Origin of the sequence: Caballeronia sp. GAFFF2, assembly GCF_023631485.1 — a bacterium.
Taxonomy (GTDB): domain Bacteria; phylum Pseudomonadota; class Gammaproteobacteria; order Burkholderiales; family Burkholderiaceae; genus Caballeronia.
In genome coordinates this window covers 189,855-214,683 of the sequence record NZ_JALQDA010000023.1, presented here as the reverse complement: position 1 = coordinate 214,683, position 24,829 = coordinate 189,855, and the positions used below count along the sequence as shown (strand labels likewise).

General features: G+C 61.7%; 19 protein-coding genes. 14 read left to right on the top strand and 5 right to left on the bottom strand.

Translation table 11 applies throughout. The features are described 5' to 3' along the window. The first annotated feature begins 115 nt into the window (after positions 1 to 115). The 10 genes from atpB to NCT04_RS14545 all read left to right on the top strand — a co-directional run bounded on the left by atpB (position 116) and on the right by NCT04_RS14545 (position 10,479). A complete protein-coding gene (gene atpB, locus NCT04_RS14590) occupies positions 116 to 967 on the top strand; it encodes a F0F1 ATP synthase subunit A (protein WP_244826610.1) in 852 nt (283 codons plus the stop codon). A 90-nt stretch (positions 968 to 1,057) separates the two neighbouring features. Then, positions 1,058 to 1,327 (top strand): F0F1 ATP synthase subunit C, encoded by a 270-nt coding sequence (gene atpE / locus NCT04_RS14585; protein WP_244826609.1) that lies wholly within the window; start codon positions 1,058 to 1,060, stop codon positions 1,325 to 1,327. A gap of 136 nt (positions 1,328 to 1,463) precedes the next feature. Then, the gene (locus tag NCT04_RS14580; protein WP_244826608.1) at positions 1,464 to 1,934 is read left to right on the top strand and encodes a F0F1 ATP synthase subunit B; all 471 of its coding nucleotides are present in this window, start codon (positions 1,464 to 1,466) and stop codon (positions 1,932 to 1,934) included. Between the two features lie 2 nt (positions 1,935 to 1,936). Further along, a complete protein-coding gene (locus NCT04_RS14575; protein ID WP_250466184.1) occupies positions 1,937 to 2,479 on the top strand; it encodes a F0F1 ATP synthase subunit delta in 543 nt (180 codons plus the stop codon). A 57-nt stretch (positions 2,480 to 2,536) separates the two neighbouring features. Further along, a complete protein-coding gene (gene atpA / locus NCT04_RS14570; protein WP_244826606.1) occupies positions 2,537 to 4,078 on the top strand; it encodes a F0F1 ATP synthase subunit alpha in 1,542 nt (513 codons plus the stop codon). 70 nt (positions 4,079 to 4,148) lie between these two features. Beyond that, the gene (gene atpG, locus NCT04_RS14565) at positions 4,149 to 5,045 is read left to right on the top strand and encodes a F0F1 ATP synthase subunit gamma (protein ID WP_244826605.1); all 897 of its coding nucleotides are present in this window, start codon (positions 4,149 to 4,151) and stop codon (positions 5,043 to 5,045) included. Between the two features lie 44 nt (positions 5,046 to 5,089). Next, positions 5,090 to 6,484, top strand: a complete 1,395-nt coding sequence (atpD, locus tag NCT04_RS14560) for a F0F1 ATP synthase subunit beta (RefSeq protein WP_244826604.1) — start codon at positions 5,090 to 5,092, stop codon at positions 6,482 to 6,484. Positions 6,485 to 6,554: 70 nt separating this feature from the next. Beyond that, positions 6,555 to 6,980 (top strand): F0F1 ATP synthase subunit epsilon, encoded by a 426-nt coding sequence (locus NCT04_RS14555; RefSeq protein ID WP_244826603.1) that lies wholly within the window; start codon positions 6,555 to 6,557, stop codon positions 6,978 to 6,980. 219 nt (positions 6,981 to 7,199) lie between these two features. Further along, positions 7,200 to 8,930, top strand: a complete 1,731-nt coding sequence (locus NCT04_RS14550; RefSeq protein ID WP_250466182.1) for an AMP-binding protein — start codon at positions 7,200 to 7,202, stop codon at positions 8,928 to 8,930. A 601-nt stretch (positions 8,931 to 9,531) separates the two neighbouring features. Continuing rightward, on the top strand, positions 9,532 to 10,479 hold the full coding sequence (locus tag NCT04_RS14545; protein ID WP_250466180.1) for an alpha/beta hydrolase: 948 nt from the start codon (positions 9,532 to 9,534) through the stop codon (positions 10,477 to 10,479). 4 nt (positions 10,480 to 10,483) lie between these two features. On the opposite strand, the gene NCT04_RS14540 is transcribed toward NCT04_RS14545, so the two are convergent. Next, positions 10,484 to 11,266 carry a transporter substrate-binding domain-containing protein gene (locus NCT04_RS14540; protein ID WP_502800665.1) on the bottom strand — a complete coding sequence of 261 codons (783 nt, stop codon included), beginning with the start codon at positions 11,264 to 11,266 and terminating at the stop codon, positions 10,484 to 10,486. A gap of 198 nt (positions 11,267 to 11,464) precedes the next feature. On the opposite strand from NCT04_RS14540, the gene hemE reads away from it, so the two are divergent. The 4 genes from hemE to NCT04_RS14520 all read left to right on the top strand — a co-directional run bounded on the left by hemE (position 11,465) and on the right by NCT04_RS14520 (position 20,884). Beyond that, the gene (hemE, locus tag NCT04_RS14535; RefSeq protein WP_250466177.1) at positions 11,465 to 12,562 is read left to right on the top strand and encodes a uroporphyrinogen decarboxylase; all 1,098 of its coding nucleotides are present in this window, start codon (positions 11,465 to 11,467) and stop codon (positions 12,560 to 12,562) included. 448 nt (positions 12,563 to 13,010) lie between these two features. Continuing rightward, positions 13,011 to 15,248, top strand: a complete 2,238-nt coding sequence (locus tag NCT04_RS14530; RefSeq protein WP_250466175.1) for a primosomal protein N' — start codon at positions 13,011 to 13,013, stop codon at positions 15,246 to 15,248. Positions 15,249 to 15,713: 465 nt separating this feature from the next. Then, positions 15,714 to 19,643: a trifunctional transcriptional regulator/proline dehydrogenase/L-glutamate gamma-semialdehyde dehydrogenase gene (putA, locus tag NCT04_RS14525; RefSeq protein ID WP_250466173.1), complete on the top strand. Its 3,930-nt coding sequence runs from the start codon at positions 15,714 to 15,716 to the stop codon at positions 19,641 to 19,643. A gap of 92 nt (positions 19,644 to 19,735) precedes the next feature. Next, positions 19,736 to 20,884, top strand: coding sequence for a branched-chain amino acid ABC transporter substrate-binding protein (locus NCT04_RS14520; protein WP_244826596.1), 1,149 nt, complete (start codon positions 19,736 to 19,738; stop codon positions 20,882 to 20,884). Between the two features lie 71 nt (positions 20,885 to 20,955). Here NCT04_RS14520 and NCT04_RS14515 read toward each other — a convergent pair whose 3' ends face one another. The 4 genes from NCT04_RS14515 to NCT04_RS14500 all read right to left on the bottom strand — a co-directional run bounded on the left by NCT04_RS14515 (position 20,956) and on the right by NCT04_RS14500 (position 24,649). Beyond that, entirely contained in the window at positions 20,956 to 21,855 is a 900-nt protein-coding gene (locus tag NCT04_RS14515; RefSeq protein ID WP_250466170.1) for an NYN domain-containing protein, read from the bottom strand. A 196-nt stretch (positions 21,856 to 22,051) separates the two neighbouring features. Next, a complete protein-coding gene (locus tag NCT04_RS14510) occupies positions 22,052 to 22,612 on the bottom strand; it encodes a cytochrome b/b6 domain-containing protein (RefSeq protein ID WP_250466168.1) in 561 nt (186 codons plus the stop codon). 12 nt (positions 22,613 to 22,624) lie between these two features. Next, complete coding sequence (locus tag NCT04_RS14505) at positions 22,625 to 22,888, bottom strand: PepSY domain-containing protein (protein WP_250466166.1); 264 nt, start codon at positions 22,886 to 22,888, stop codon at positions 22,625 to 22,627. A 78-nt stretch (positions 22,889 to 22,966) separates the two neighbouring features. Further along, a complete protein-coding gene (locus NCT04_RS14500; protein WP_250466164.1) occupies positions 22,967 to 24,649 on the bottom strand; it encodes a thiamine pyrophosphate-binding protein in 1,683 nt (560 codons plus the stop codon). Between the last annotated feature and the right edge of the window lie 180 nt (positions 24,650 to 24,829).

Below are 24,829 nucleotides of genomic sequence, written 5' to 3'. Positions count from 1 at the left end.
GCGCGGTTATGAACGCCGCGCTCGGGCCGGACGCCCGGAGCCGCAACGCGAAGCGGTGGCTCGGATAAGCGTCTGGCGACGAAAGATTTTTGACAATTTGGGTGGCTTTAACGATATGGCAGCTAGCGAAGGAACGCACGCTCTGGACCCGTCCGAGTACATTGCGCACCACTTGCAGAATCTTTCCACGCACACGCAGACGTCGATTTTCGACATCCACGTCTGGAATCTGGACACGCTGTTCTGGTCCATCGTGTGCGGTCTCCTGACCATCGTCATTCTCGGTATCGCGGCGCGCCGCGCGACGTCCGGTGTTCCCGGACGTTTCCAGTGCGCGATCGAGATGCTCGTCGAAATGGTCGAAGATCAGTCGAAGTCGATGATCCACGGCAGCCGCCGCTTCATCGCTCCGCTCGCGCTGACCGTGTTCGTCTGGGTCGCCCTGATGAACTCGCTCGACTTCATCCCCGTGGATCTGCCAGGCCGCGTGATTGGCTGGCTGGGCCTCGAACAAGTGCTGCCGCATCATCGCATCGTGCCCACGGCCGATCTGAACGGCACGCTCGGCATCGCGCTCGGCGTGTTCGTGCTGATGATCTACTACAACCTCAAGATCAAGGGCGCAGGCGGCTTCGTGCACGAGCTGCTGTCCGCTCCGTTTGGCGCGCATCCGCTTCTGTGGATTCCGAATCTTGCGCTGAACATCATCGAGTTCGTCGCCAAGACGGTTTCGCTCGGCATGCGGCTTTTCGGCAACATGTACGCGGGTGAGCTGCTGTTCCTGCTGATCGCGCTGCTCGGCAGCATGTGGCACTTCGGCGCGGACGCCTCTGTACTTGGCTTTATCGGCCATGTGGTCGCGGGTACGGTCTGGGCGATCTTCCACATTCTGATCGTGCTGCTGCAAGCGTTCATCTTCATGATGCTGACGCTCGTGTACATCGGTCAGGCGCACGACTCTCACTAAAGAGTGTTCGCGGCAGGTCCAGAATCGCTTAGGTTTTAGTTTTCAATTTTTATAAATCCAGTTCCAAAGTCTTTAATCAAAGGAGTGAACATGAACGCTTTCATCGCCAACATCCAGGGTCTGACCGCCATCGGTATCGGCATCATCATCGGCCTGGGTGCAATCGGCGCCTGTATCGGTATCGGCCTGATGGGCGGCAAGTACATTGAAGCATGCGCCCGCCAGCCGGAACTGATGAACCCGCTCCAGACCAAGATGTTCCTGCTGGCTGGTCTGATCGACGCGGCGTTCCTGATCGGCGTTGGTGTGGCAATGCTGTTTGCGTTCGCGAACCCGCTGCTCTCGAAGCTCGCAGGCTGAGGTTCCTCGGAAGTGTGCGTCTCTTCTTGCGATGAGACGCAAGACGGAACGGGTGAGGCGCTGATCGAGCACAACGGGCCGATGAGCGCCTTTTAACCGTTTCACTCTCCGACTAAGCAACGTTTAAGGAAACACCGTGAATCTCAACGCAACCCTGTTTGCGCAAATGGTCGTGTTTCTGATCCTCGCGTGGTTCACGATGAAGTTCGTGTGGCCGCCGTTGATCAATGCCCTCGACGAGCGCTCAAAGAAGATTGCCGACGGCCTCGCCGCCGCCGACAAGGGCAAGGCGGAACTCGAAGCCGCGCACAAGCGCGTCGACCAGGAACTCGCGCAGGCTCGCACGGACGGTCAGCAACGTATCGCTGACGCCGAAAAGCGCGCCGCAGCCGTCGCCGAAGAAATCAAGGCCAACGCTCAGGCTGAAGCCGCGCGCATCGTCGCGCAAGCCAAGGCGGACGCCGAACAGCAAGTCGTCAAGGCGCGCGAGTCGCTGCGCGCCGAAGTCGCGGCCCTGGCCGTGAAGGGCGCCGAGCAAATTCTGAAGCGCGAAGTCGATCAGAAGGCTCACGCCGATCTGCTGAATCAACTCAAAACCGAGCTCTGATCATGGCCGAACTTGCAACCATCGCTCGTCCTTACGCAGAAGCGCTGTTCCGCGTAGCCGAGAGCGGCGATCTCGCGGGCTGGTCCACTTTCGTCGAGGAACTGGCCCAGGTTGCGCGTCTGCCCGAAGTGCAGTCGGTCGCCTCGAGCCCGAAGGTGAGCCGCGATCAAGTAGCGGATCTGCTGCTGTCCGCAGTGAAGTCGCCTTTGGCTCAAGGCAATGTACAGGCGAAGAATTTCGTCGGCATGCTGGTGGACAATCATCGTCTGTCGCTGCTGCCTGAAATCGCCGTGCAGTTCGACGAGCTGAAGAACGCCCGCGAAGGTGCGGCCGACGCGCTGATCGTAAGCGCGTTCCCCTTCGAAGGCGAACAATTGAACGACCTAGTCGCAAGCCTCGAACGCAAGTTCGAACGCAAGCTGAAACCGACCGTCGAAGTCGATCAGTCGCTGATCGGCGGCGTTCGCGTGACGGTTGGCGACGAAGTGCTCGATACCTCGGTCCGCGCGCGCCTCGCCAGCATGCAGACGGCTCTGACCGCCTGACGCTTCGTTAGAAGCGAATCGCTGGCACGCAACAGAATTGACTATCAGGAGCGAATAATGCAACTCAATCCCTCTGAGATCAGCGAGCTGATCAAGAGCCGGATCCAGGGCCTTGAAGCGAGCGCGGATGTTCGCAACCAGGGCACCGTGATCTCCGTGACCGACGGTATCGTGCGTATTCACGGCCTGTCGGACGTGATGCAGGGTGAAATGCTCGAGTTTCCGGGCAACACCTTCGGCCTCGCGCTGAACCTCGAACGCGACTCCGTCGGCGCCGTTATTCTCGGCCAGTACGAGCACATCTCGGAAGGCGACATCGTCAAGACGACGGGCCGCATTCTCGAAGTGCCGGTCGGTCCGGAACTGATCGGCCGCGTGGTCGACGCGCTGGGTAACCCCATCGACGGCAAGGGTCCGGTCAACGCGAAGATGACCGACGCAATCGAAAAGATTGCCCCGGGCGTGATCTGGCGTAAGTCGGTGTCGCAGCCGGTGCAAACGGGTCTGAAGTCCATCGACTCGATGGTGCCTATCGGCCGTGGTCAGCGCGAGCTGATCATCGGCGACCGTCAGTGCGGCAAGACCGCGGTGGCTGTCGACGCGATCATCAATCAGAAGGGCAAGGACCTTTTCTGTATCTATGTCGCGATCGGCCAGAAGGCTTCGTCGATCATGAACGTGGTGCGCAAGCTCGAAGAAACCGGCGCAATGGCTTACACCATCGTCGTGGCGGCTTCGGCTTCGGAATCGGCCGCGATGCAATACCTCGCGCCGTACGCCGGTTGCACGATGGGCGAATACTTCCGCGATCGCGGCCAGGACGCGCTGATCGTTTATGACGATTTGACCAAGCAAGCATGGGCGTATCGCCAGATTTCGCTGTTGCTGCGCCGTCCGCCGGGTCGTGAAGCGTATCCGGGTGACGTGTTCTATTTGCACTCGCGTCTGCTCGAGCGTGCGGCTCGCGTTTCGGAAGACTACGTCGAGAAGTTCACCAACGGCGAAGTGAAGGGCAAGAGCGGTTCACTGACGGCACTGCCCGTCATTGAAACGCAAGCCGGCGACGTGACCGCGTTCGTTCCGACGAACGTGATCTCGATTACCGACGGCCAGATCTTCCTGGAAACCGACTTGTTCAACGCCGGTATCCGCCCTGCCATCAACGCGGGCGTTTCGGTGTCGCGCGTCGGTGGTGCGGCTCAGACCAAGGTCATCAAGAAGCTGTCGGGCGGTATTCGTACCGACTTGGCGCAGTATCGTGAACTGGCTGCGTTCGCGCAGTTCGCGTCGGACCTGGACGAAGCCACCCGCAAGCAGTTGGAGCGCGGTCGCCGCGTGACGGAACTGCTGAAGCAGCCGCAGTATCAGCCGCTTCAAGTGTGGGAACTCGCTGTGGCGCTGTTCGCGGCTAACAACGGCTACCTCGACGATCTGGAAGTTGCGCAAGTGCTGCCGTTCGAAAAGGGCCTGCGCGAATACCTGAAGACGAGCCATGCCGATCTGGTTAAGCGCATCGAAGACAATAAAGACTTGTCGAAGGACGACGACGGCGCACTGCATACCGCGCTGAAGGACTTCAAGAAGTCGGGCGCTTATTGATCGGGACTGAGGAGCAACGCGCGGTGCATCGACCGATGAACACCGCGCGGCTTCGATCAAGGAGTAAGCAATGGCTGGAATGAAGGAAATTCGCGGCAAGATCAAGAGCGTGCAGAACACGCGCAAGATCACGAAAGCGATGGAAATGGTCGCCGCATCGAAGATGCGCCGCGCCCAGGAGCGCATGCGTTCCGCCCGTCCGTATGCCGACAAGGTCCGTGCAATCGCGGCGCACATGAGCGCGGCGAACCCTGAGTATCGTCACCCGTTCATGGTGAAGAACGAAGGCGCGAAGACGGCCGGCCTGATCCTCGTCACGACCGACAAGGGTTTGTGCGGCGGCATGAACACGAACGTGCTGCGTGCGTCGTTGCAGCGCATCAAGGAGCTGGAGCAGACCGGCGTGTCCATCGAAGCGTCGGCTATCGGCGCCAAGGGTCTCGGCTTCCTGAACCGGTTGCGCGCCAAGGTCGTGTCGCAAGTCACGCATCTGGGCGACACGCCGCATCTGGAAAAGCTGATCGGCGCGGTGAAGGTGCAGCTCGACTTGTATTCGGAAGGCAAGATCAACGCGGTGTACCTGGGGTACACGCGCTTCGTCAATACGATGAAGCAGGAAGCGGTGATCGAGCAATTGCTGCCGTTGACGGCCGAAGATCTGCAGCAGAAGGCAGACGAAGCCGCGATTGCGAACGACACGCCGAAGACCTCGTGGGACTACATCTACGAGCCGGACGCTCAAACCGTGGTGGACGAATTGCTCGTGCGCTACGTCGAGGCGCTGGTTTATCAGGCGGTGGCGGAAAACATGGCGTCGGAACAATCGGCGCGCATGGTCGCAATGAAGGCCGCGTCGGATAACGCGAAGACCGTGATCAACGAACTGCAGCTCGTATACAACAAGAGCCGCCAGGCCGCGATTACGAAAGAATTGTCGGAAATCGTCGGCGGCGCCGCTGCGGTCTGATCTTGATGACCGCGTGAAAGAACACAGTATCTAAAGGAAATGCGATGAGTACTACTGCTTTGGTAGAAGGCAAGATCGTACAGTGCATCGGCGCCGTTATCGACGTGGAATTTCCGCGCTCGCACATGCCGAAGATTTACGACGCGCTCATTCTGGAAGGCACCGAGCTGACGCTGGAAGTCCAGCAGCAGTTGGGCGACGGCGTGGTCCGCACCATCTGTCTGGGTGCATCCGACGGTTTGCGCCGCGGCACGATCGTAAAGAACACGGGCAACCCCATCAGCGTGCCGGTCGGCAAGCCGACGCTTGGCCGCATCATGGACGTGCTCGGCCGTCCGATCGACGAAGCCGGTCCTATCGAATCGACCGCCACGCGTTCGATTCACCAGCTCGCGCCGAAGTTCGACGAGCTGTCGCCTTCGACCGAACTGCTCGAAACGGGCATCAAGGTTATCGACTTGATCTGCCCGTTTGCCAAGGGCGGCAAGGTTGGCCTGTTCGGCGGCGCTGGCGTGGGCAAGACCGTGAACATGATGGAACTCATCAACAACATCGCGAAGGAACACGGCGGTTATTCCGTGTTCGCCGGTGTGGGTGAGCGTACCCGCGAAGGGAACGACTTCTATCACGAAATGAAGGACTCGAACGTTCTCGACAAGGTCGCGCTGGTGTACGGCCAGATGAACGAGCCGCCGGGCAACCGTCTGCGCGTGGCGCTGACCGGCCTCACGATGGCCGAGCACTTCCGTGACGAAGGTCTCGACGTGCTGTTCTTCGTCGACAACATCTACCGTTTCACGCTGGCGGGCACGGAAGTGTCGGCACTGCTCGGCCGTATGCCGTCGGCAGTGGGCTATCAGCCGACGCTGGCTGAAGAAATGGGCAAGCTGCAAGAGCGCATCACGTCGACCAAGACCGGTTCGATCACGTCCGTTCAGGCTGTGTACGTCCCTGCGGATGACTTGACCGACCCGTCGCCGGCTACGACTTTCGGCCACTTGGACGCAACGGTCGTGTTGTCGCGTGACATTGCATCGCTGGGTATCTATCCGGCAGTGGACCCGCTCGATTCGACCTCGCGTCAGATCGACCCGAACGTGATCGGCGAAGAGCACTACTCGATCACGCGCGGCGTGCAGCAAACGCTGCAGCGTTACAAGGAATTGCGCGACATTATCGCGATTCTGGGCATGGACGAACTCGCGCCGGAAGACAAGCTCGCCGTGGCGCGCGCTCGTAAGATCCAGCGTTTCCTGTCGCAGCCGTTCCACGTTGCTGAAGTGTTCACGGGCTCGCCGGGCAAGTACGTGCCGCTGAAGGAAACCATTCGCGGCTTCAAGATGATCGTCGAAGGTGAGTGCGATCATCTGCCGGAGCAGGCGTTCTACATGGTTGGCACGATCGACGAAGCCTTCGAAAAGGCCAAGAAGATTCAGTAACGGTCGGGTGTAGACGAAGCGGGCGCGGATCTCAAAACTCCGCGCCTTCGTAATACGCTCAGGAGTCGATATGGCAACCATCAAAGTAGACGTCGTCAGCGCGGAAGAGCAGATCTTCTCGGGCCAGGCGAAGTTCGTCGCGCTGCCGGGCGAAGCAGGTGAACTCGGCATTTTGCCGGGCCACACGCCGCTCATCACGCGCATTCGTCCGGGCGCGGTGCGCATCGAAGCGGAAGACGGTTCGGAAGAGTTCGTGTTCGTCGCAGGCGGAATCCTCGAGATTCAGCCGGGCGTCGTGACCGTTCTTGCCGATACCGCCATTCGCGGCGCCGATCTGGACGAAGCAAAGGCCGAGCAAGCAAAGAAGCGCGCGGAAGAAGCGTTGCAGAACACGGGCTCGAACCTTGAATACGCGACCGCGCAAGCGGAACTCGCGTACGCAACGGCACAGCTCGCCGCCATTCAGCGTTTGCGCAAGCTTGGCTCGAAGCACTAAGCCAGCGCGCTTGTAGCGAATCGAAGAAAGCAGCCTCCGGGCTGCTTTTTTTTATGGCGAGTCCGGGTTGCTTACCGGCAAATCTGCATGACCGTTGTGCACCCCGATTGCGGGTAACACTTGATGCCAGCGCCGCTTGCCACCGTGCAAAATAGCCTTCCAAACAGCCTACGTTTTTGAGGCTGCATATCTTGCACGGTCGATAGCGGAGACCCTTCGATGGCAACTCAACCGACGCAGGCCAGCGCGCAAGTCGAACCGCGTGACGGTCTTTCCTACGTCCGCGGCGCGACCGACACGCCCTTGAGCGACGCCACCGTTTCGCGCTTTCTTCTCGATACCGCGCGCCGCTTTCCCGGGCGTCCCGCTGTCGTGTTTCGTGAGCAGAACATCCGCTGGACCTGGCGTGAGTTCGCCGACGAGATCGACGTGCTTGCGAGCGGCTTGCTTGCGCTTGGCATCGAAGCAGGCGACCGCGTCGGGATCTGGTCGCCGAATCGCGCGGAATGGCTGCTGACGCAATTTGCGACGGCGCGCATCGGCGCGGTGCTGGTGAATATCAATCCGGCTTATCGGCTTGCCGAACTGGAATACGCACTGAACAAGGTCGGCTGCAAGGCGATCGTCGCGGCGGAGCAGTTCAAATCGTCGAAATATCTGGAGATGTTGCAGACGCTCGCGCCGGAGCTCGCCCATGCGCAACCGAACGCGCTAAATGCGGCGAAGCTGCCGGACCTGCGCGCCATCATCCGAATGGGCGAAGGCAAGACGCCCGGCATGCTCAACTTCGACGCGTTGATGGAAGAAGGCCGCGCGCTCGTCGATACCGCCAAGCTCGATGCGCTCGAAGCCAAACTCGCCGCCGACGAAGCGATCAACGTGCAGTTTACGAGCGGCACGACGGGCAATCCGAAGGGCGCGACGCTTACGCATCGGAACGTGGTGAACAACGCGCGCTATATCGCGATGGCCATGCGCCTCACCGAGAACGACTCGCTGTGCATTCCCGTGCCGCTTTACCACTGCTTCGGCATGGTGCTCGCGGTGCTGGCGTGCGTATCGACCGGCTGCGCGATGGTGTTCCCCGGCGAGGCATTCGATCCCGCCGCGACGCTCGCCGCCGTGCACGAGGAGCGTTGCACGGCGCTACACGGCGTGCCGACGATGTTTATCGCCGAACTCGATCATCCCGAGTTCGCGAATTACGACTTGAGCCGGCTGCGCACGGGCATCATGGCGGGCTCGCCGTGCCCCATCGAAACGATGAAGCGTGTGGTCTCCACCATGCATTTGGACGAGATCACCATCGCTTACGGCATGACGGAGACAAGTCCGGTTTCGTTTCAAAGCTCGACCACCGACCCGCTCGACAAACGCACGACCACTGTCGGGCGCGTTCAGCCGCATCTGGAGGTGAAGATCATCGACCCGCTCGGCGAAATCTTGCCGGTCGGCCAGACGGGCGAACTGTGCACGCGCGGCTATTCGGTGATGAAAGGCTATTGGGGCGACGACGCAAAGACGCGCGAGGCAATCGTCGATGGCTGGATGCATACCGGCGACCTCGCGACGCTCGACGCCGAAGGATACTGCAACATCGTCGGACGCCTGAAGGACATGCTGATTCGCGGCGGCGAGAACGTCTATCCGCGCGAGATCGAGGAATTCTTGTTCCGCCATCCGAAGGTGCAGTCGGTGCAGGTGTTCGGCGTCCCGGACGAAAAGTACGGCGAGGAGGTGTGCGCCTGGGTCGTGCTGCGTCCGGGCGAGATGGCCAGCGCCGACGAGATCCGCGACTTTTGCCAAGGACAAATCGCGCACTACAAGATTCCGCGTTACATCCGGTTCGTCGACGAATTGCCGATGACGGTGACAGGCAAGGTCCAGAAGTTTGTGATGCGCGCGCAGATGATCGACGACCTGAAGCTTGCAGAAGCCAAAACGGCGTAATTGAAACGACGAAGGGAGCGCTATTAAGCGCTCCCTTCCTGTCATGGCACGAAACGTTCGGCGGCGAAACTCGCAACTAGCGCAAACGTTTGTGCAGGCGAAAAAAAAGCGGGCCTGGAGCCCGCTAAAAACCACACGCTACGGGGTTAGCGCGAGGAGACCAAAGGTGGGATTCGATTCAACGTCAAATCGACGAACGATCCCAACACTGATGTCCCTTTCAGAGATTCGCCCAAGGCGACCACCGGAAAACGCCGCATTTGCAACCGCGCGCCCGGACACATCCGTGTTGAAACCGTTTGAACAGATTGTGGGCGAATTGATTCTGACCCGCCGTAACAAAGTGTTTCAGGTTGTAACCCCCGTCCCATAAGGCTCTCGTTAAATTTTCGGTCGCGGATGCGTGCAAAGCCGTGCAGATATTGTCAGTTATTAAGCTGATTTATTCGATCCGCCAAAACTCCCTGAGTTTTTCCGGTTATATGGGCCGCTGCGTTAATCGGCATTTTCCGGGAAAATCGAACGGGCGCACGTATGAAATCGATACTCATTCGGCCTGAACCGCCAAAACTTCCCGTAAAAGACGCACTTGGAGACTCGTATGACAATTGACGCCGCCCTGCTTCGCTACTACGCCGCCGTTGCCGAAGCTTTTCCGCCGCTCGGTCCCGATGCCGACGCGAAGGCAGTGCGCGAGCGCTTCAGCGAAGTGGCCAAAGCCTACGCCCCGGCGCCGGACGAAACCATTTTCGTCGAGGACATCGAGATTCCGCTTGCCGGGCGCACGCTTGCCACGCGCATCTATAAGCCGAAGTCGGCGAACGGTCCACTGCCGCTAATCGTCTACTTTCACGGCGGTGGCTGGGTGGTCGGCGATATCGAGACGCATGATGCGCTGGTCGCCCGCCTCGCGCGCGATTCGCAGTGCGCAGTCGCGAGCGTCGATTATCGGCTGGCGCCGGAGCATCCATTTCCCGCGCCTTGCGACGATGCCCTCGACGCGCTGATTTGGCTCGCCGAACATCGTTCGCGGCTTGGCTTCGCGACGGACCGGCTGGCTGTCGGTGGCGATAGCGCGGGTGCGCATCTCTCGGTGGTCGCGGCGCGCGGCGCGAACGAGCGCGTGGCCGGTCTCGTCAGTCTCCAGCTTCTGCTGTATCCGGTGATGCGGCGGCAATTCGAGAGCGCGAGCTGTCTTGCAAACGCGAACGGCCCCGGCCTCACCAACGACGAGATGAAGTGGTACTGGACTCAGTTCCTGTCCGGCGTGATGCCCGACGCCCATGATGTGCGCGCCTTTCCGCTCGCCGAGCCGTTCGAGCGGACGCCTGCGCCCGCGTTGATCGTCGCGGCAGCCTACGACCCGCTTTACGACGATGCCCACGAACTCAAGCGCTTCCTCGAAACCAACGGCGGCCGCGTCGAATTGATCGACGCTGCGGAAATGACGCACGGCTTCGCCCGCATGCATCCGCGATCCGAAGCCGCGCTTGCCTGGCTGCGTCGAATCGGCGAGCGCGCGGGCGAGTGGTTGCGCGCCGCGCGCTGATCGTTCATTTGAGCCACTTGTCCACTACAGCCTGAAACTCGCCCGAACCGCGCGCGAGGTGCAACCACTGGTCGACATACTGCTGCCAGACGACATCGCCGCGCGGCAACAGATACGCCTTTTCGCCGAACTGGAACGGTTTGTCCGGATGCACGGTGCATAGGCCTGGATTGAGCTTCTGCTGAAGCAGCGTTTCCGAGGCATCCGTGACCATGACATCCGCCTTGCCGTCCAGAATCTGCTTGAAGATCGTGACGTTGTCCGGGTACTCGATCAACTGCGAATGCGAGAGGAACTGCTTGGCAAAGCGCTCGTTCGTGCCGCCGGGATTCACGATCGTGCGCACGTTTGGCTGATCGATCTGTTCGACGGTCTGATACTTGTCCACGTCATCGCAGCGAACAATTGGCGTTTTGCCGTCCTCCATATATGGCGCGGTGAAGAAGGCGCGCTTCTGCCGGTCGAGTGTCGTCGATACGCCGCCGACCGCGATATCGCACTTGTCGATGAAATCGTTCATCAGGTTCGACCACGAAGTCTTCACGTATTCGGCCTTGGCGCCAAGCGACTTCGCGAGGCTTTCCGCCAGGTCGATATCGATGCCTTCGAACTGTCCGTCCGTACGCAGGAACGTGTACGGCTTGTAGTCGCCGGTCGTGCAGACGCGCAGCGTGTGGCGCCCGAGGATGTCGTCGAGCCGCGTGGGCGGCGCGACGGGCGGCGGAGGCGCGGGCACGGTGCCGACACTTCCCGCCTGCACCGTTTGAGCAAGTGCGGTGGTGGACATCGACCCGGCAAAGACGGCGATTGCGACACTAATGGACGTTAAAAACGCGCGTTTCATCGATTCTCCGTGTTCTATTCGTATTGGTTGCCGCCGTCGATCATAACGAGCGCGCGTGAGTCTGAACATCATTCTCAGTCGCCGATGACGCGCGCGTCGTCCGGTAGAATGGATGATTCCTCGCATTCAGCATCGAGCGCCGTGGCCCACACTCTTCTGAACGACACCTTTCTGCGCGCGCTCTTGCGGCAGCCGACCGAATACACGCCGATCTGGCTAATGCGTCAAGCCGGGCGCTATCTGCCCGAGTACAACGCCACGCGCGCACGCGCCGGCAGTTTCCTCGGTCTTGCGAAGAATCCCGATTACGCCACCGAAGTGACGCTTCAGCCGCTCGAACGTTATCCGCTCGACGCGGCGATCCTCTTCTCCGACATCCTCACCATTCCCGACGCAATGGGCCTCGGGCTGAACTTCGTGCAGGGCGAAGGTCCGCGTTTTGAACGCACGGTGCGCACCGAAGACGACGTAAAGCGCTTGGCCGTGCCGGACATCGACGCCACGCTGCGCTATGTCACCGACGCCGTTAGCCAGATTCGCCGCGCGCTCACCGACGCGGAAGGCCGTCAGCGGGTACCGCTCATCGGCTTCTCGGGTAGTCCGTGGACGCTTGCGTGCTACATGGTGGAAGGCGGCGGCTCGGACGATCATCGCACCGTGAAATCGATGGCTTATTCGCGGCCCGATCTCATGCACCGCATTCTCGATGTGAACGCGCAAGCGGTTGTCGCGTATCTCAACGCCCAGATCGAAGCCGGCGCGCAGGCGGTCATGATCTTCGATACGTGGGGCGGCGCACTCGCCGACGGCGCGTATCAGCGCTTCTCGCTCGACTACATCGCGAAGGTCGTCGCAGGCCTCAAGCGCGAGCACGACGGCGCGCGGGTCCCGGTTATTACGTTCACGAAGGGCGGCGGGTTGTGGCTTGAGCAGATCGCGTCAATCGGCGTGGATGCTGTCGGGCTGGACTGGACGGTGAACCTCGGCGCGGCGCGCGAGAAAGTGGGCGCTCGCGTGGCGTTGCAGGGCAATATCGATCCGAGCGTGCTGTTTGCGCCGCCCGAGGCGATTCGCGCCGAAGCGCGTGGCGTGCTGGAAAGCTTCGGCAATCATCCGGGGCACGTCTTCAATCTTGGCCACGGCATTTCGCAGTTCACGCCGCCCGAACACGTTGTCGAACTGGTCGATGAAGTCCATTCGCACAGCCGGGCGATGCGCGCGGCCGCGTTGGTACGTTGAACAGTATGTTGCAGTGCAGCGCGATACCCTCGGGTGCAGCGTTTCAGAAATCGTCGGATTTGTCTGAAACGCCCGCCCTTGGTGGAATCGAAAGATGTCAAGACAGCAGTTATACACATTTTGTACGTTGCGGCGCGCCATCAGACATATCGCCTTCCGCGATCAATTAAATGTCGCTATTTGTTGCGTAAGTGCTTGTTTGCATTAATGTTTGTTGTGGTCTGCCCGAAATGTGGGCCGACGCACATAAGTGATCGGTGACACGGTTTGCGGCAGGCCGTAATGCACTTCTCAACAAAGTTATCCACAGGCCTGTGGAAAGCATCGGAAATCTAAAAATAATCTTCGGTTTACCAGCGATTCTGATGTTTTACTTTAAGTTCGTCGCGCGAAGCCTGATGTCATTGTCGGAAAGCCCGCTGTGGCTTGCCGAAAGGCGTCGCGTGGCATGAGCGGCCTCTATGTGCGCGTCGCTATCGATCAGCCGATGTCCGTGCTGTTCGATTACGTCTATCAACTCGACGTCGAGCCTGTGGTCGGCTCGTTGGTGCAGGTGCCGTTCGGGCGGCGCGACGTCGTTGGGCTCATCTGCGAGATCGCGACCTCAACCGACGTCCCCGCCGACAAACTGCGCCACGTAAGCGCCATCTGCGATGCCTGCGCGCCGCTTTCCGCCGAATGGATCGGGCTCGCGACGTTCGCGGCGGAATACTATCAGCGCGGGCTCGGCGAAGTTGCGCTGCCCGCGTTGCCGCAAGCTCTACGCGACGCATCGCGCTGGAACCGCCTATTCGCGGTCGAGCCGCGTTACCGCATGCTGGCAGCCGGACGAGCCGAACTTCCGGATGCCTTGCCCGCGCGGGCGAGCGCGTTGCGGCGGCTGGCGGAAGCGCTGGGATCGAGCGAGACGCTGGGTTTGTCCGAAGCGCGCGCCGTACATCCCAAAGCAAGCGCGACTTTCGACGAATGGCTGACGCGCGGCTGGATCGAAAGCGTTGAAGACGCATCGCCGGCGGATCACGCGCCGACGCTCGCGGCGACCGAAGCGCCGCCGCGCCTGACCGACGAGCAACGCGAAGCCGTCGATGCCATCGCGAGCGCGCAAGGCTTCGCGCCATTTCTGCTGCACGGCGTGACGGGCAGCGGCAAGACCGAGGTTTATCTGCACGCGCTTGCCGCGCTGCTCGCCAGACAAGCGGATGCGCAGGCGCTCGTGCTCGTGCCCGAAATCAACCTGACACCGCAGTTCGAGGCGGCGTTCCGCAATCGTTTTTCGATGCTTGCGCCCGGTTCCATCGTCACGATGCACAGCGGTCTTGCCGAGGGCGAACGCGCCCGCAACTGGCTCGCGGCACACACGGGAAGCGCGCGCATCGTGCTTGGCACGCGCCTCGCGATCCTCGCGTCGCAGCCAAAACTGGCGATGATCGTCGTCGATGAAGAGCACGACCCGGCGTACAAGCAGCAAGAAGGGTTGCGTTATTCCGCGCGCGATCTGGCCATTTATCGGGCGAAGCAGCTTGGTATTCCCGTCGTGCTCGGGTCGGCGACGCCATCGCTCGAAACCTGGTGGCAGGCGGAGCAGGGCCGCTACACGCGCCTGACGCTCAAGCGCCGCGCCGTCGCCGATGCGGCGTTGCCAAGCGTGCGGCTCATCGATCTCGAAGAGGAAAGGCAGCGCGGGCGCGCGTCCGTGGAAGGCTTGTCGGGCCCGCTCATCGCAGCGCTGAAGGCGCGTCTGGAGCGCGGCGAACAGAGTCTCGTGTTCCTGAATCGGCGCGGCTATGCGCCGATTCTGTCGTGCGACGCCTGCGGCTGGGTCGCGGGCTGTCCGCGATGCAGCGCCTATGCCGTGCTTCACAAGCCCGAGCGCGCGTTGCGCTGTCACCATTGCGGCTGGGAATCGCGCATTCCAAAGGCATGCCCGGAATGCGGCAACATCGATATCGCGCCAATGGGACGCGGCACGCAACGCGTGGAGGAAACGCTCGCGAGCGTGGTGCCCGGCGCACGGGTGTTGCGCATCGACGCGGACAGCACGCGGCGCAAGGGCAGCGCGCAGGCGCTTTTCTCGGATGTCCACGCGGGCGAGGTCGATATTCTCGTCGGCACGCAGATGATCGCGAAGGGCCACGACTTCCGCCGTGTGACGCTCGTCGGTGTCCTGAACGCCGACACCGCGCTTTTTTCTCACGACTTTCGCGCAAGCGAACGGCTTTTCGCGCAACTGACGCAGGTGAGCGGCCGCGCGGGTCGCGCCGGACTTCCCGGCGAAGTGATGATTCAGACGCGATACCCGCGTCACGCGCTGTATCAGGCGTTATCGCGGCAGGATTACGTGGGATTCGCCAACGCGACGCTCGCGGAACGTCGCGACGCGCGTCTGCCGCCATTCGTCTATCAGGCCATGCTGCGCGCGGAAGGCCGCACGCTCGAAGCGGCGCTGGCGTTTCTCGGGCAGGCGGCGGCCGCCTTCGCGCCCTTGCCGGGCGCGGACCGCGTGACGGTCTACGATGCCGTGCCGCTTACCATCGTGAAAGTGTTCAACGTGCACCGCGCGCAATTGCTGCTCGAAAGCAGCTCGCGGGCTGCGCTGCAATCCGCCCTGCGCGCGTGGCAACCGGCGTTGCGCGCGCTGAAGGGCGTACTGCGCTGGAACGTGGAAGTGGATCCGCTGGACGTCTAATACTCGGCGCGCGTGGCGCTTCCAGATGCGGATTCGAGGTCGTCGTGCAGATCGTCCGAACGGCCTACGTGCGGCGATGCGCCTCGCACAAACAAGACGACGCACACTGCGAACATCACCCAAACGCTGGCTATCACCATCCAAGTGCTCATGCTCGTTATTCTCCGAGAGCCCCGCGGTGGTCCTCCGCGGAATGTGGCGCCGACGGCGCGCATGGCGTTTATATCGGCTGCACTCGGGCAATTACTTAGGGCATGTCCCAAAATAAAAACGCCTAGGGAAACTACTAGGTGATTTCCGCCAATGTCCGTTCGGCGTTGCATCCCGCAAAGCCTTGTCCCACAAGGGTTCCAACATGGTGCAACCCTCTCGAAATTGTCGGTTGCACCTTTTATTTCAGCGGAGTACGATTCGCCAACTTTTAGGTCTACGGCCGGGTGAGCACGTCCGGCAAACGAAGGAATCATGGCGAGCACAACCCTTGGCGTCAAAGTCGACGATCTGCTGCGTTCACGGCTCAGAGATGCCGCGACCCGGCTCGAGCGCACTCCTCACTGGCTCATCAAGCAGGCGATCTTCGCCTATCTGGAGCGTATCGAGCATGGTCAGCTTCCGCCGGAACTCTCGGGCACGAACGGCTCGGGCGAAGCGGGCGAGACCGTAGCCGTCGAGGGCGATGACGACAGCGCGCCGCAACCTTTCCTCGATTTCGCGCAGAACGTGCAACCGCAGTCGGTGTTGCGCGCGGCGATCACGGCGGCGTATCGTCGCCCGGAACCCGAATGCGTGCCGTTCCTGATCGGACAAGCGCGCTTGCCGGCCAGCGTTTCCGCCGATACCGAAAAGCTCGCGACCAGACTCGTCGAAGCCTTGCGCGCGAAGAGTACGGGCGGCGGCGTGGAAGGGTTGATCCACGAGTTCTCGCTGTCGAGTCAGGAAGGCGTTGCGTTGATGTGTCTCGCCGAAGCGCTGCTGCGCATTCCCGACCGCGCGACCCGCGACGCGCTCATCCGCGACAAGATCAGCAAGGGCGACTGGCGTTCGCACATGGGCCAGGCGCCGTCGCTGTTCGTGAATGCGGCGACGTGGGGCTTGATGATCACCGGCAAGCTCGTCACGACGAATAGCGAAGCCGGTTTGTCGTCGGCGCTGACGCGCATGATCGGCAAAGGCGGCGAGCCGCTGATCCGCAAGGGTGTGGACATGGCGATGCGCCTCATGGGCGAGCAGTTCGTCACCGGCGAGACCATCTCCGAAGCGCTCGCGAACAGCCGCAAGTTCGAGGCGCGCGGTTTCCGCTATTCCTACGACATGCTGGGCGAAGCAGCGACCACCGAGGAAGACGCGCAGCGTTACTACGCGTCCTACGAGCAGGCGATTCACGCTATCGGCAAGGCGGCGGGCGGGCGCGGCATCTACGAAGGCCCGGGCATCTCGATCAAGCTCTCGGCGCTGCATCCGCGTTATTCGCGTTCGCAGCAGGAACGCACCATGAGCGAACTGCTGCCGCGCGTGCGCGCGCTGGCGCTGCTCGCGCGTCGTTACGACATTGGCCTGAACATCGACGCGGAAGAAGCGGATCGCCTCGAAATCTCGCTCGATCTGCTCGAAGCGCTGTGCTTCGACCCGGCGCTCGCGGGCTGGAACGGCATCGGCTTCGTGGTGCAGGGTTATCAGAAACGCTGCCCGTTCGTGATCGATTACCTGATCGACCTGGCGCGCCGCAGCCGGCATCGGCTGATGATTCGTCTCGTGAAGGGCGCGTATTGGGATACCGAAATCAAGCGCGCGCAAGTGGACGGACTCGAAGGCTATCCGGTTTATACGCGCAAGATCTATACGGACATCTCGTATCTTGCCTGCGCGAAAAAACTGCTGGGCGCGCCGGATGCCGTCTATCCGCAGTTCGCGACGCACAACGCGTTCACGCTGTCGGCTATCTATCACCTCGCGGGACAGAATTACTATCCCGGCCAGTACGAGTTTCAGTGCCTGCACGGCATGGGTGAACCGCTCTATGAAGAAGTCACGGGCCGCGACAAGCTGAACCGGCCATGCCGCGTGTATGCGCCGGTCGGCACGCACGAAACGCTGCTCGCGTATCTCGTGCGGCGTCTGCTCGAAAACGGCGCGAACACATCGTTCGTGAACCGTATTGCCGATGAATCCATCCCCGTGAAGGATCTCGTCGAAGACCCGATCGACGAAGCGCAGAAGATCGTGCCGCTCGGCGCGCCGCACGCGAAGATTCCGCTGCCGCGTCAGTTGTACGGCGACGAGCGGCCCAATTCGATGGGTCTGGACTTGTCGAACGAGCATCGCCTGGCGTCGCTGTCGTCGGCGTTGCTCGCGAGCGCGAATCATCAGTGGCGCGCCGAGCCGATGCTCGAAGGCGACGATCCGCACAACGGCGTCGCACGCGACATTCGCAATCCCGCCGATCTGCGCGATCTCGTCGGCACGGTGGTGGAAGCGTCGAAGGAACAAGTTGGCGCCGCGATCGCCAACGCCGTGGCCGCCGCGCCGATCTGGCAAGCGACGCCCGTCGATGACCGCGCCGACTGCCTCACGCGCGCCGCCGACTTGCTCGAAGCGCAGATGCACACGCTGATGGGCCTCGTCGTGCGCGAAGCGGGCAAGTCGCTCGCGAACGCGGTATCGGAAATTCGCGAGGCTATCGACTTCCTGCGCTATTACTCCGCACAAATTCGCGAGGAATTTTCGAACGACACGCATCGTCCGCTCGGACCGGTGGTCTGCATCAGCCCGTGGAACTTCCCGCTCGCGATTTTCATGGGTCAGGTCGCGGCGGCGCTCGCGGCTGGCAATCCGGTGCTCGCGAAGCCAGCCGAGCAAACGCCGCTGATCGCCGCGCAAGCCGTGCGCATTCTGCGCGAAGCGGGCGTGCCGCCGGGCGCCGTGCAACTGTTGCCGGGCAACGGTGAAACCGTGGGCGCAGCGCTCGTCGCCGACCCGCGCACGCGCGCCGTGATGTTCACCGGCTCGACCGAAGTCGCGCGCCTCATCAACAAGACGCTGTCCGAACGGCTCGATCCGGACGGCCGCCCGATTCCGCTCATCGCCGAAACCGGCGGCCAGAACGCGATGATCGTCGATTCCTCGGCGCTTGCGGAACAGGTCGTCGCGGACGTCATGCAGTCGTCGTTCGACTCGGCGGGTCAACGCTGCTCGGCGCTACGCGTTCTTTGTCTGCAAGACGATGTCGCGGATCGCACGCTCGAAATGCTGACCGGCGCGATGAAGCAACTCGCGGTGGGCAATCCTGACCGGCTGTCGGCGGATGTCGGTCCCGTGATCGATGCCGACGCGAAACGCGGCATCGACGCGCACGTTGCGCAGATGCGCGAGAAGGGCCGCAAGGTCGTGCAACTGCCGCTGCCGGACGGTTGCGCGCAAGGCACATTCGTGCCGCCGACGCTGATCGAACTCGACGGCATCGACGAACTCAAGCGCGAGGTCTTCGGCCCGGTGCTTCATGTGGTGCGTTACCGCCGTTCGTCTCTTGATAAACTCCTCGACCAAATTCGGTCGACCGGTTATGGACTGACGCTCGGCATCCATACGCGGATCGACGAAACCATCGCGCATGTCATCTCGCGCGCGCACGTGGGCAACATCTACGTGAACCGCAATGTGATCGGCGCGGTGGTCGGCGTGCAGCCGTTCGGCGGGGAAGGTTTGTCGGGCACGGGTCCGAAGGCGGGCGGCGCGTTGTACTTGCAGCGCTTGCTGGCCAAGCGTCCCACTGGATTGCCGAAGTCGCTGGCAAGCGCGCTCGTGGTGGACAAGGCGGCATCCGCCGATGCCCCGACCGCCGCTCTCACGGCGCTGCGCGACTGGTCCATCGGCGAACGCGATCCGCAGACCGCGGCGCGTTGCGACGGTTATCTGCAACACGTGCTCGCGGGCGCGACGGCCGTGCTGTCCGGTCCGACCGGCGAGCGCAACACGTACACGCTCGGCGCGCGCGGCACGGTGCTGTGCGTGGCGGCAACCCCGAGCGGCGCGCGGGCGCAGTTTGCCGCCGTGCTGGCAACGGGCAACAAGGCGCTGTTCGCCGGTTCGGCGGGCGAGCAGTTGGCGGCGTCGCTGCCGGCATCGCTCAAGCCGTATGCGGCGGTCAGGAAAGACGCGGCGGCGGAGTTCGACGCCGTGCTGTTCGAAGGCGACAGCGATGAACTGTTGTCGCTCGTGAAGGAAGTCGCGAAGCGCCCGGGACCGATCGTATCGGTGCAGGGCGTGGCGGCGGGAACATTTGCCGATGCTGATCATGACGGCGAAGACTATGCGCTCGAACGTCTGCTGACGGAACGCTCGGTGAGCGTGAACACGGCGGCGGCGGGCGGCAATGCGAATTTGATGACGATCGGTTGAGAAGTATCCTCTCGCGCTCGATTCAAACAAACGGCAGCAGGCACGGCGATCCCGGCGACGAGCTGCCATTCACACTGGTACTAGGAGAAGCTATGAAGCACACGATGAACAAGCTGGCAGCCGCCCTGACGCTCGCCGGCCTGTCGCTCGCGGGGACTGCGTTCGCGCAAACAGCAGAAGATGTGAAGGTCGGCTTCGCCGGGCCGATGACCGGTGCGCAGGCGCACTACGGCAAGGATTTCCAGAACGGCATCACGCTCGCGGTCGAGGACTTCAACGCCACGAAGCCGGTGATCGGCGGCAAGCCGGTTCGCATCGTGCTCGATTCGGCGGACGATCAGGCCGACCCGCGCACGGGCACGACCGTCGCGCAGAAGCTCGTCGACGACGGCATCAAGGGCATGCTCGGCCACTTCAACTCGGGCACGACCATTCCGGCATCGCGCATTTATGCGAACGCCGGCATCCCCGAAATCGCGATGGCAACCGCGCCGGAGTACACCACGCAAGGCTTCAAGACGGCCTTCCGCATGATGACGTCCGACACGCAGCAAGGCTCGGTCGCGGGCGAGTTCGCGGTGAAGACGCTGAAAGTGAAGAAGATCGCCATCGTCGATGACCGCACGGCTTACGGCCAGGGTCTCGCCGACCAGTTCGAGAAGGCAGCGAAGGCGTCGGGCGGCAACATCGTCGTGCGCGAATTCACGAACGACAAGGCTGTCGACTTCAAGGCGATTCTGACCAAGATCAAGTCGTCGAATCCTGACCTCGTGTACTACGGCGGCGCGGATTCGCAAGCCGCGCCGATGGCCAAGCAAATGAAGACGCTTGGCTTTCGTGCACCGCTGATGGCGGGCGAGATGGTCAAGACCGACACCTTCATCAAGATCGCGGGCGACGCGGCCGATGGCACGGTGGCATCGCTCGCCGGCCTGCCGATGGACCAGATGCCTGGCGGCGCGGACTACACGGCGAAGTACAAAAAGCGCTTCAACGAAGACGTAGAGACGTACTCGCCGTACGCCTACGACGGCGCAATGGCCATGTTCAACGCAATGAAGGCGGCCAACTCGACGGACCCGGCAAAGTATCTGCCGCTGCTTGCCAAGACCGACATGCAAGGCGTGACCACGAAGCATCTGGCGTACGACTCGAAGGGCGATCTGAAAAACGGCGGTATCACGCTGTATAAGGTCGTTGGCGGGAAGTGGACGACGCTGCAGAGCGTGGGTGGGAAGTAAGGTTTAGTGGCTGTTTTGGATGGCCCGGTCGTGTGCGACCGGGCCGTTCTTATTTGTGATCCAACGGCAATTTAGCCAGTACGAACTTTCACGGCCTGCAAGCCTCTCGGCGTTTCATTAGCTTGGTAACTCACTTCCATGCCTTCTTCGAGTCCATCCGGGTCGGCATCCGTCAGAACGGCGTATCGGAAGTAGATGCTTGTGTTCGAACCGCTCGCCGGTTTGATGAAGCCGAAGTGATCTTTCAGACTTGCAATGACGCCCATCTTCCAGACATCCTCCGCTGCCCCAGAGGACGGAGGCCTGTCGCGTCTGATCTGAAACAACCCGCTCAAAACGGCCCGCTCGTCTCCTCGCGCGTCATCCATCCGGTCGATGACCTCGGACATCATCAATGGATAACTCACCTCGTTGAGCAACATCTGACTCGGATTTGCGCCCTTTTGTTCTCCAGTCGTAGTCTCGAATGAGTAAGACCAGCAAACAACCATTACTCGAATACCAAGCGTCTTGAGCTTACGTGCGAGCGGTATGTAATCACTGTCGCCTGCAATAAGGACGACCACATTGAACTGCTTGTAAATGGAAAGCTCGAACGCTTCAAGAGCCAGCCAGACATCGATGCCCTTTTCCTTGCCAGCGAAGCTCATTGGGAAGTAATGCGCCGTGACGTTCTCCCGCATCAGGATGTCGTCGAGTACGCGCTCGTTGAACAGAATGTCGTGGCCTTTGTCCGCGCTCTTGCGCGCTGAGAATCGGCCTCGGAAGTAATGCGCGTCGATCACCTGACAATCGCGCGCGTCCACTGTCTCGACAAGCGCTACTCTGTGGCGAATGTATTCATGCAAACCGTGAATCGAAAGCCATGCTTTTTTCGGATGCTGGTGCATGTAGTACTTGCTCACCAGATCAAAGTAATTCCCATCGTAGAAGACGCCGATCTTCGTCAGTTGCTTCGCTGCGTGAGACATCGATTAGTTCGCTCCTTCTTCAAACTGAGGTGGCTCGCCGAATGGGCGATTAACTCAATTATCCAAAGCGAATGCAGGCTGCTGATAGTGTTTAATGCTTAAAAGAATCGGCTCGTGCGCCGACGTCACCGCTTTGTTGCTGCCTAAATCTCAAGCGATCTATCAGTCATTTGCCGATTAGCTGAATCTGACGCGCTTAGGCATCAGTTGCTCGATCGCTTTCATCGTGCTGTTTAACGCGCTTGAGTCCCGTCACCATCCCGCCGATTAAATTCTCTCGTGTCCACAAGCTCATCGACACCGCCGCGACGACATGCACGCACACGCATATTTCGATCAGATAAGACAGCCATGTGTGGATCTCTTGTGGCCAGTCTTCGCCCCAGAAGGCATCGAGCCGCATGATCCAGCCGGATACCGCGAGCGCCAGTACCAGGAACCACAACGCAACGGCCATCAACGCGCCCAATGGATTATGCGAGACATGATGTAGGGGCTTGCCCGCTGCAAGCGAACGGAGATAGGCACGAAGCTGCGCGGCGCCCGGCCACCAGGCGGCAAAGCGCGCATGCCGCGAACCGACGAAACCCCACACGATACGCGCCAGCACCAACCCCGCCGCGATATAGCCAAGCACTCGATGTGTCGGGTTTGTTGGCCCAAAAAGATTCCATGAAACGACGCCCGCCACAATCCAGTGTGTGAGCCGGACCCAAAGATCCCAGACCTTCACGCGAGGGCCGGCCTTGGCAGACATGACGAAGCGCGATTATTCGACTTCCGATTTCACGACAGCCAGCGTCTTGGTGTCGTAGTAGATCTCGACCTTCTTGCCATTCTTGTCGTGCCCGTAGATTTCATAGCAGTTGCCATCGATCTTGAACTTGCGGATCTTGTAGCCTTGCGCTTCGAGTTGCGCCTTGGCGTCCGACTCCTTGATCCACTCGCTCTTGGGATGCGCCGTGCAGTCCGCCTTCGCGAACGCGGCGCCGGAAAAACCCATTGCCAATGACAAAGCCAGTACCTTGAACATCGTCGACTCCCGGTGGTTTGAAGTCCGAACACTCTACTTCCACCGGAAGGACATCGCAAGTCAATCGAAAGCTAGCCCTCAGCGCTTCCCCTGCTCCCGAATCTGTTCGAGCGTCGCGCCCGGCGTGCTCTGATCCGCCGGAATCCGAATCTCGATCACCGCGGGCAATCCCGAACTCACAGCGCGCTCGAACGCCGGCATGAACTGCTCCGTCGATTCGACCCGCTCGCCGTGCGCCCCGAACGCGCGCGCATAAGCCGCGAAGTCGGGGTTCGTCAGCCCCGTGCCATGGACCCGATGCGGATAGTGCCGCTCCTGATGCATGCGGATCGTGCCGAACTGCCCGTTGTTCACGACCACGAAAATCACCGGCAGCTGGTACTGCATCGCCGTGGCGAGTTCGTGGCTCGACATCATGAAGCAGCCATCGCCCGCGAATGCGATCACCGTGCGCTGCGGATACAGCGACTTCGCCGCGATGGCCGCAGGCACGCCGTAACCCATCGCACCGCTCGTCGGCGCAACTTGCGAGCGGAAGTGCCGATACGAATAATGCCGATGCAGCCAGGTCGCGTAATTGCCCGCGCCGTTGGTGAGAATCGCGTCTTCGGGCAGGCGCTCCGAAAGCGTGCGCATGATCTCGCCGAGCTGGACATCGCCGAGCATGGGGCGCGGCTTGCGCCATTCGAGATACGCGGCGTGCGCCGTCTCGGCGCTGCCCGACCACGCGATCTGCGCAGGCGGTTCGAGCGCGGCGAGCATCGACGCAACCTCGGGCATGCCGGAGACGATCGGCAGATCGGCGCTATACACGCGGCCCAGTTCCTCCGCGCCCTGATGCACGTGAATCAGCGTCTGCTTCGTCTTCGGGATGTCGAGCAGCGTGTAGCCGCCCGTCGTCGATTCACCCATACGCGGGCCGAGAACGAAGAGCACGTCCGCTTCGCGCACGCGCGCGGCCAGCGCCGGATTGATGCCGAGCCCGACATCGCCCGCGTAATTCGGATGCTCGTTATGCAGCGTGTCCTGATAGCGGAACGCGCATCCCGCCGGCAACTGCCAGCGCTCGATGAAGCGCGCGAAGTCCTGCGTCGCCTCGGCGGTCCAGCCGCTGCCGCCCGCGATCACGAACGGCGTCTTCGCATTGGCGAGCAGTTCGCGCACGCGCTCGATCTGCGCCTGCGACGGCGCCGCCGCGACGCGCTGATAGCGCGGCACGGGCGGCGCCGCGTCGCACGCTTCGGTCAGCATGTCTTCGGGTAACGCCAGCACGACCGGGCCGGGACGTCCCGCCGTCGCGACATGGAACGCGTGGCTTAAATATTCCGGCACGCGGCGCGGATCGTCGATTTGCGCGACCCACTTCGCCATTTGCCCGAACATGCGCCGATAGTCGATTTCCTGAAACGCCTCGCGATCCATGTGATCCCGCGCGCATTGGCCGATCAGCAGGATCATCGGCGTCGAGTCCTGGAAAGCGGTGTGCACGCCGATGGACGCGTGCGTCGCGCCCGGCCCGCGCGTGACGATAGCCACGCCCGGACGCCCCGTCAGCTTACCGACCGCCTCGGCCATGTTCGCCGCGCCGGCTTCGTGGCGGCAGACGATCGTCTGTATCTGGCTGGTTTCGTCGTGCAGCGAATCCAGGACGGCGAGAAAGCTCTCGCCCGGCACGCAGAACACGCGTTCGACACCGTGATGAACGAGCGCATCGACAATTAGACGCGCGCCGGTGGTCTGGCCATGAGAAGCGGATGCCATGCGAACAAGTCTCCTTTGTCAGTGAGCATCGGTGAGCCCGGGTTTCGAGCCGCAGACCGTAGCTTACGCCGCTGGATGGGACTCTGGCTGATGCAGTCCGGCCGCCTTGGCGCGCGACGCGCCTGCCGCCGCGCCTCTCACAGCCGGACAAACCGCCAAGCGACATCTCTCGTCCCGTCG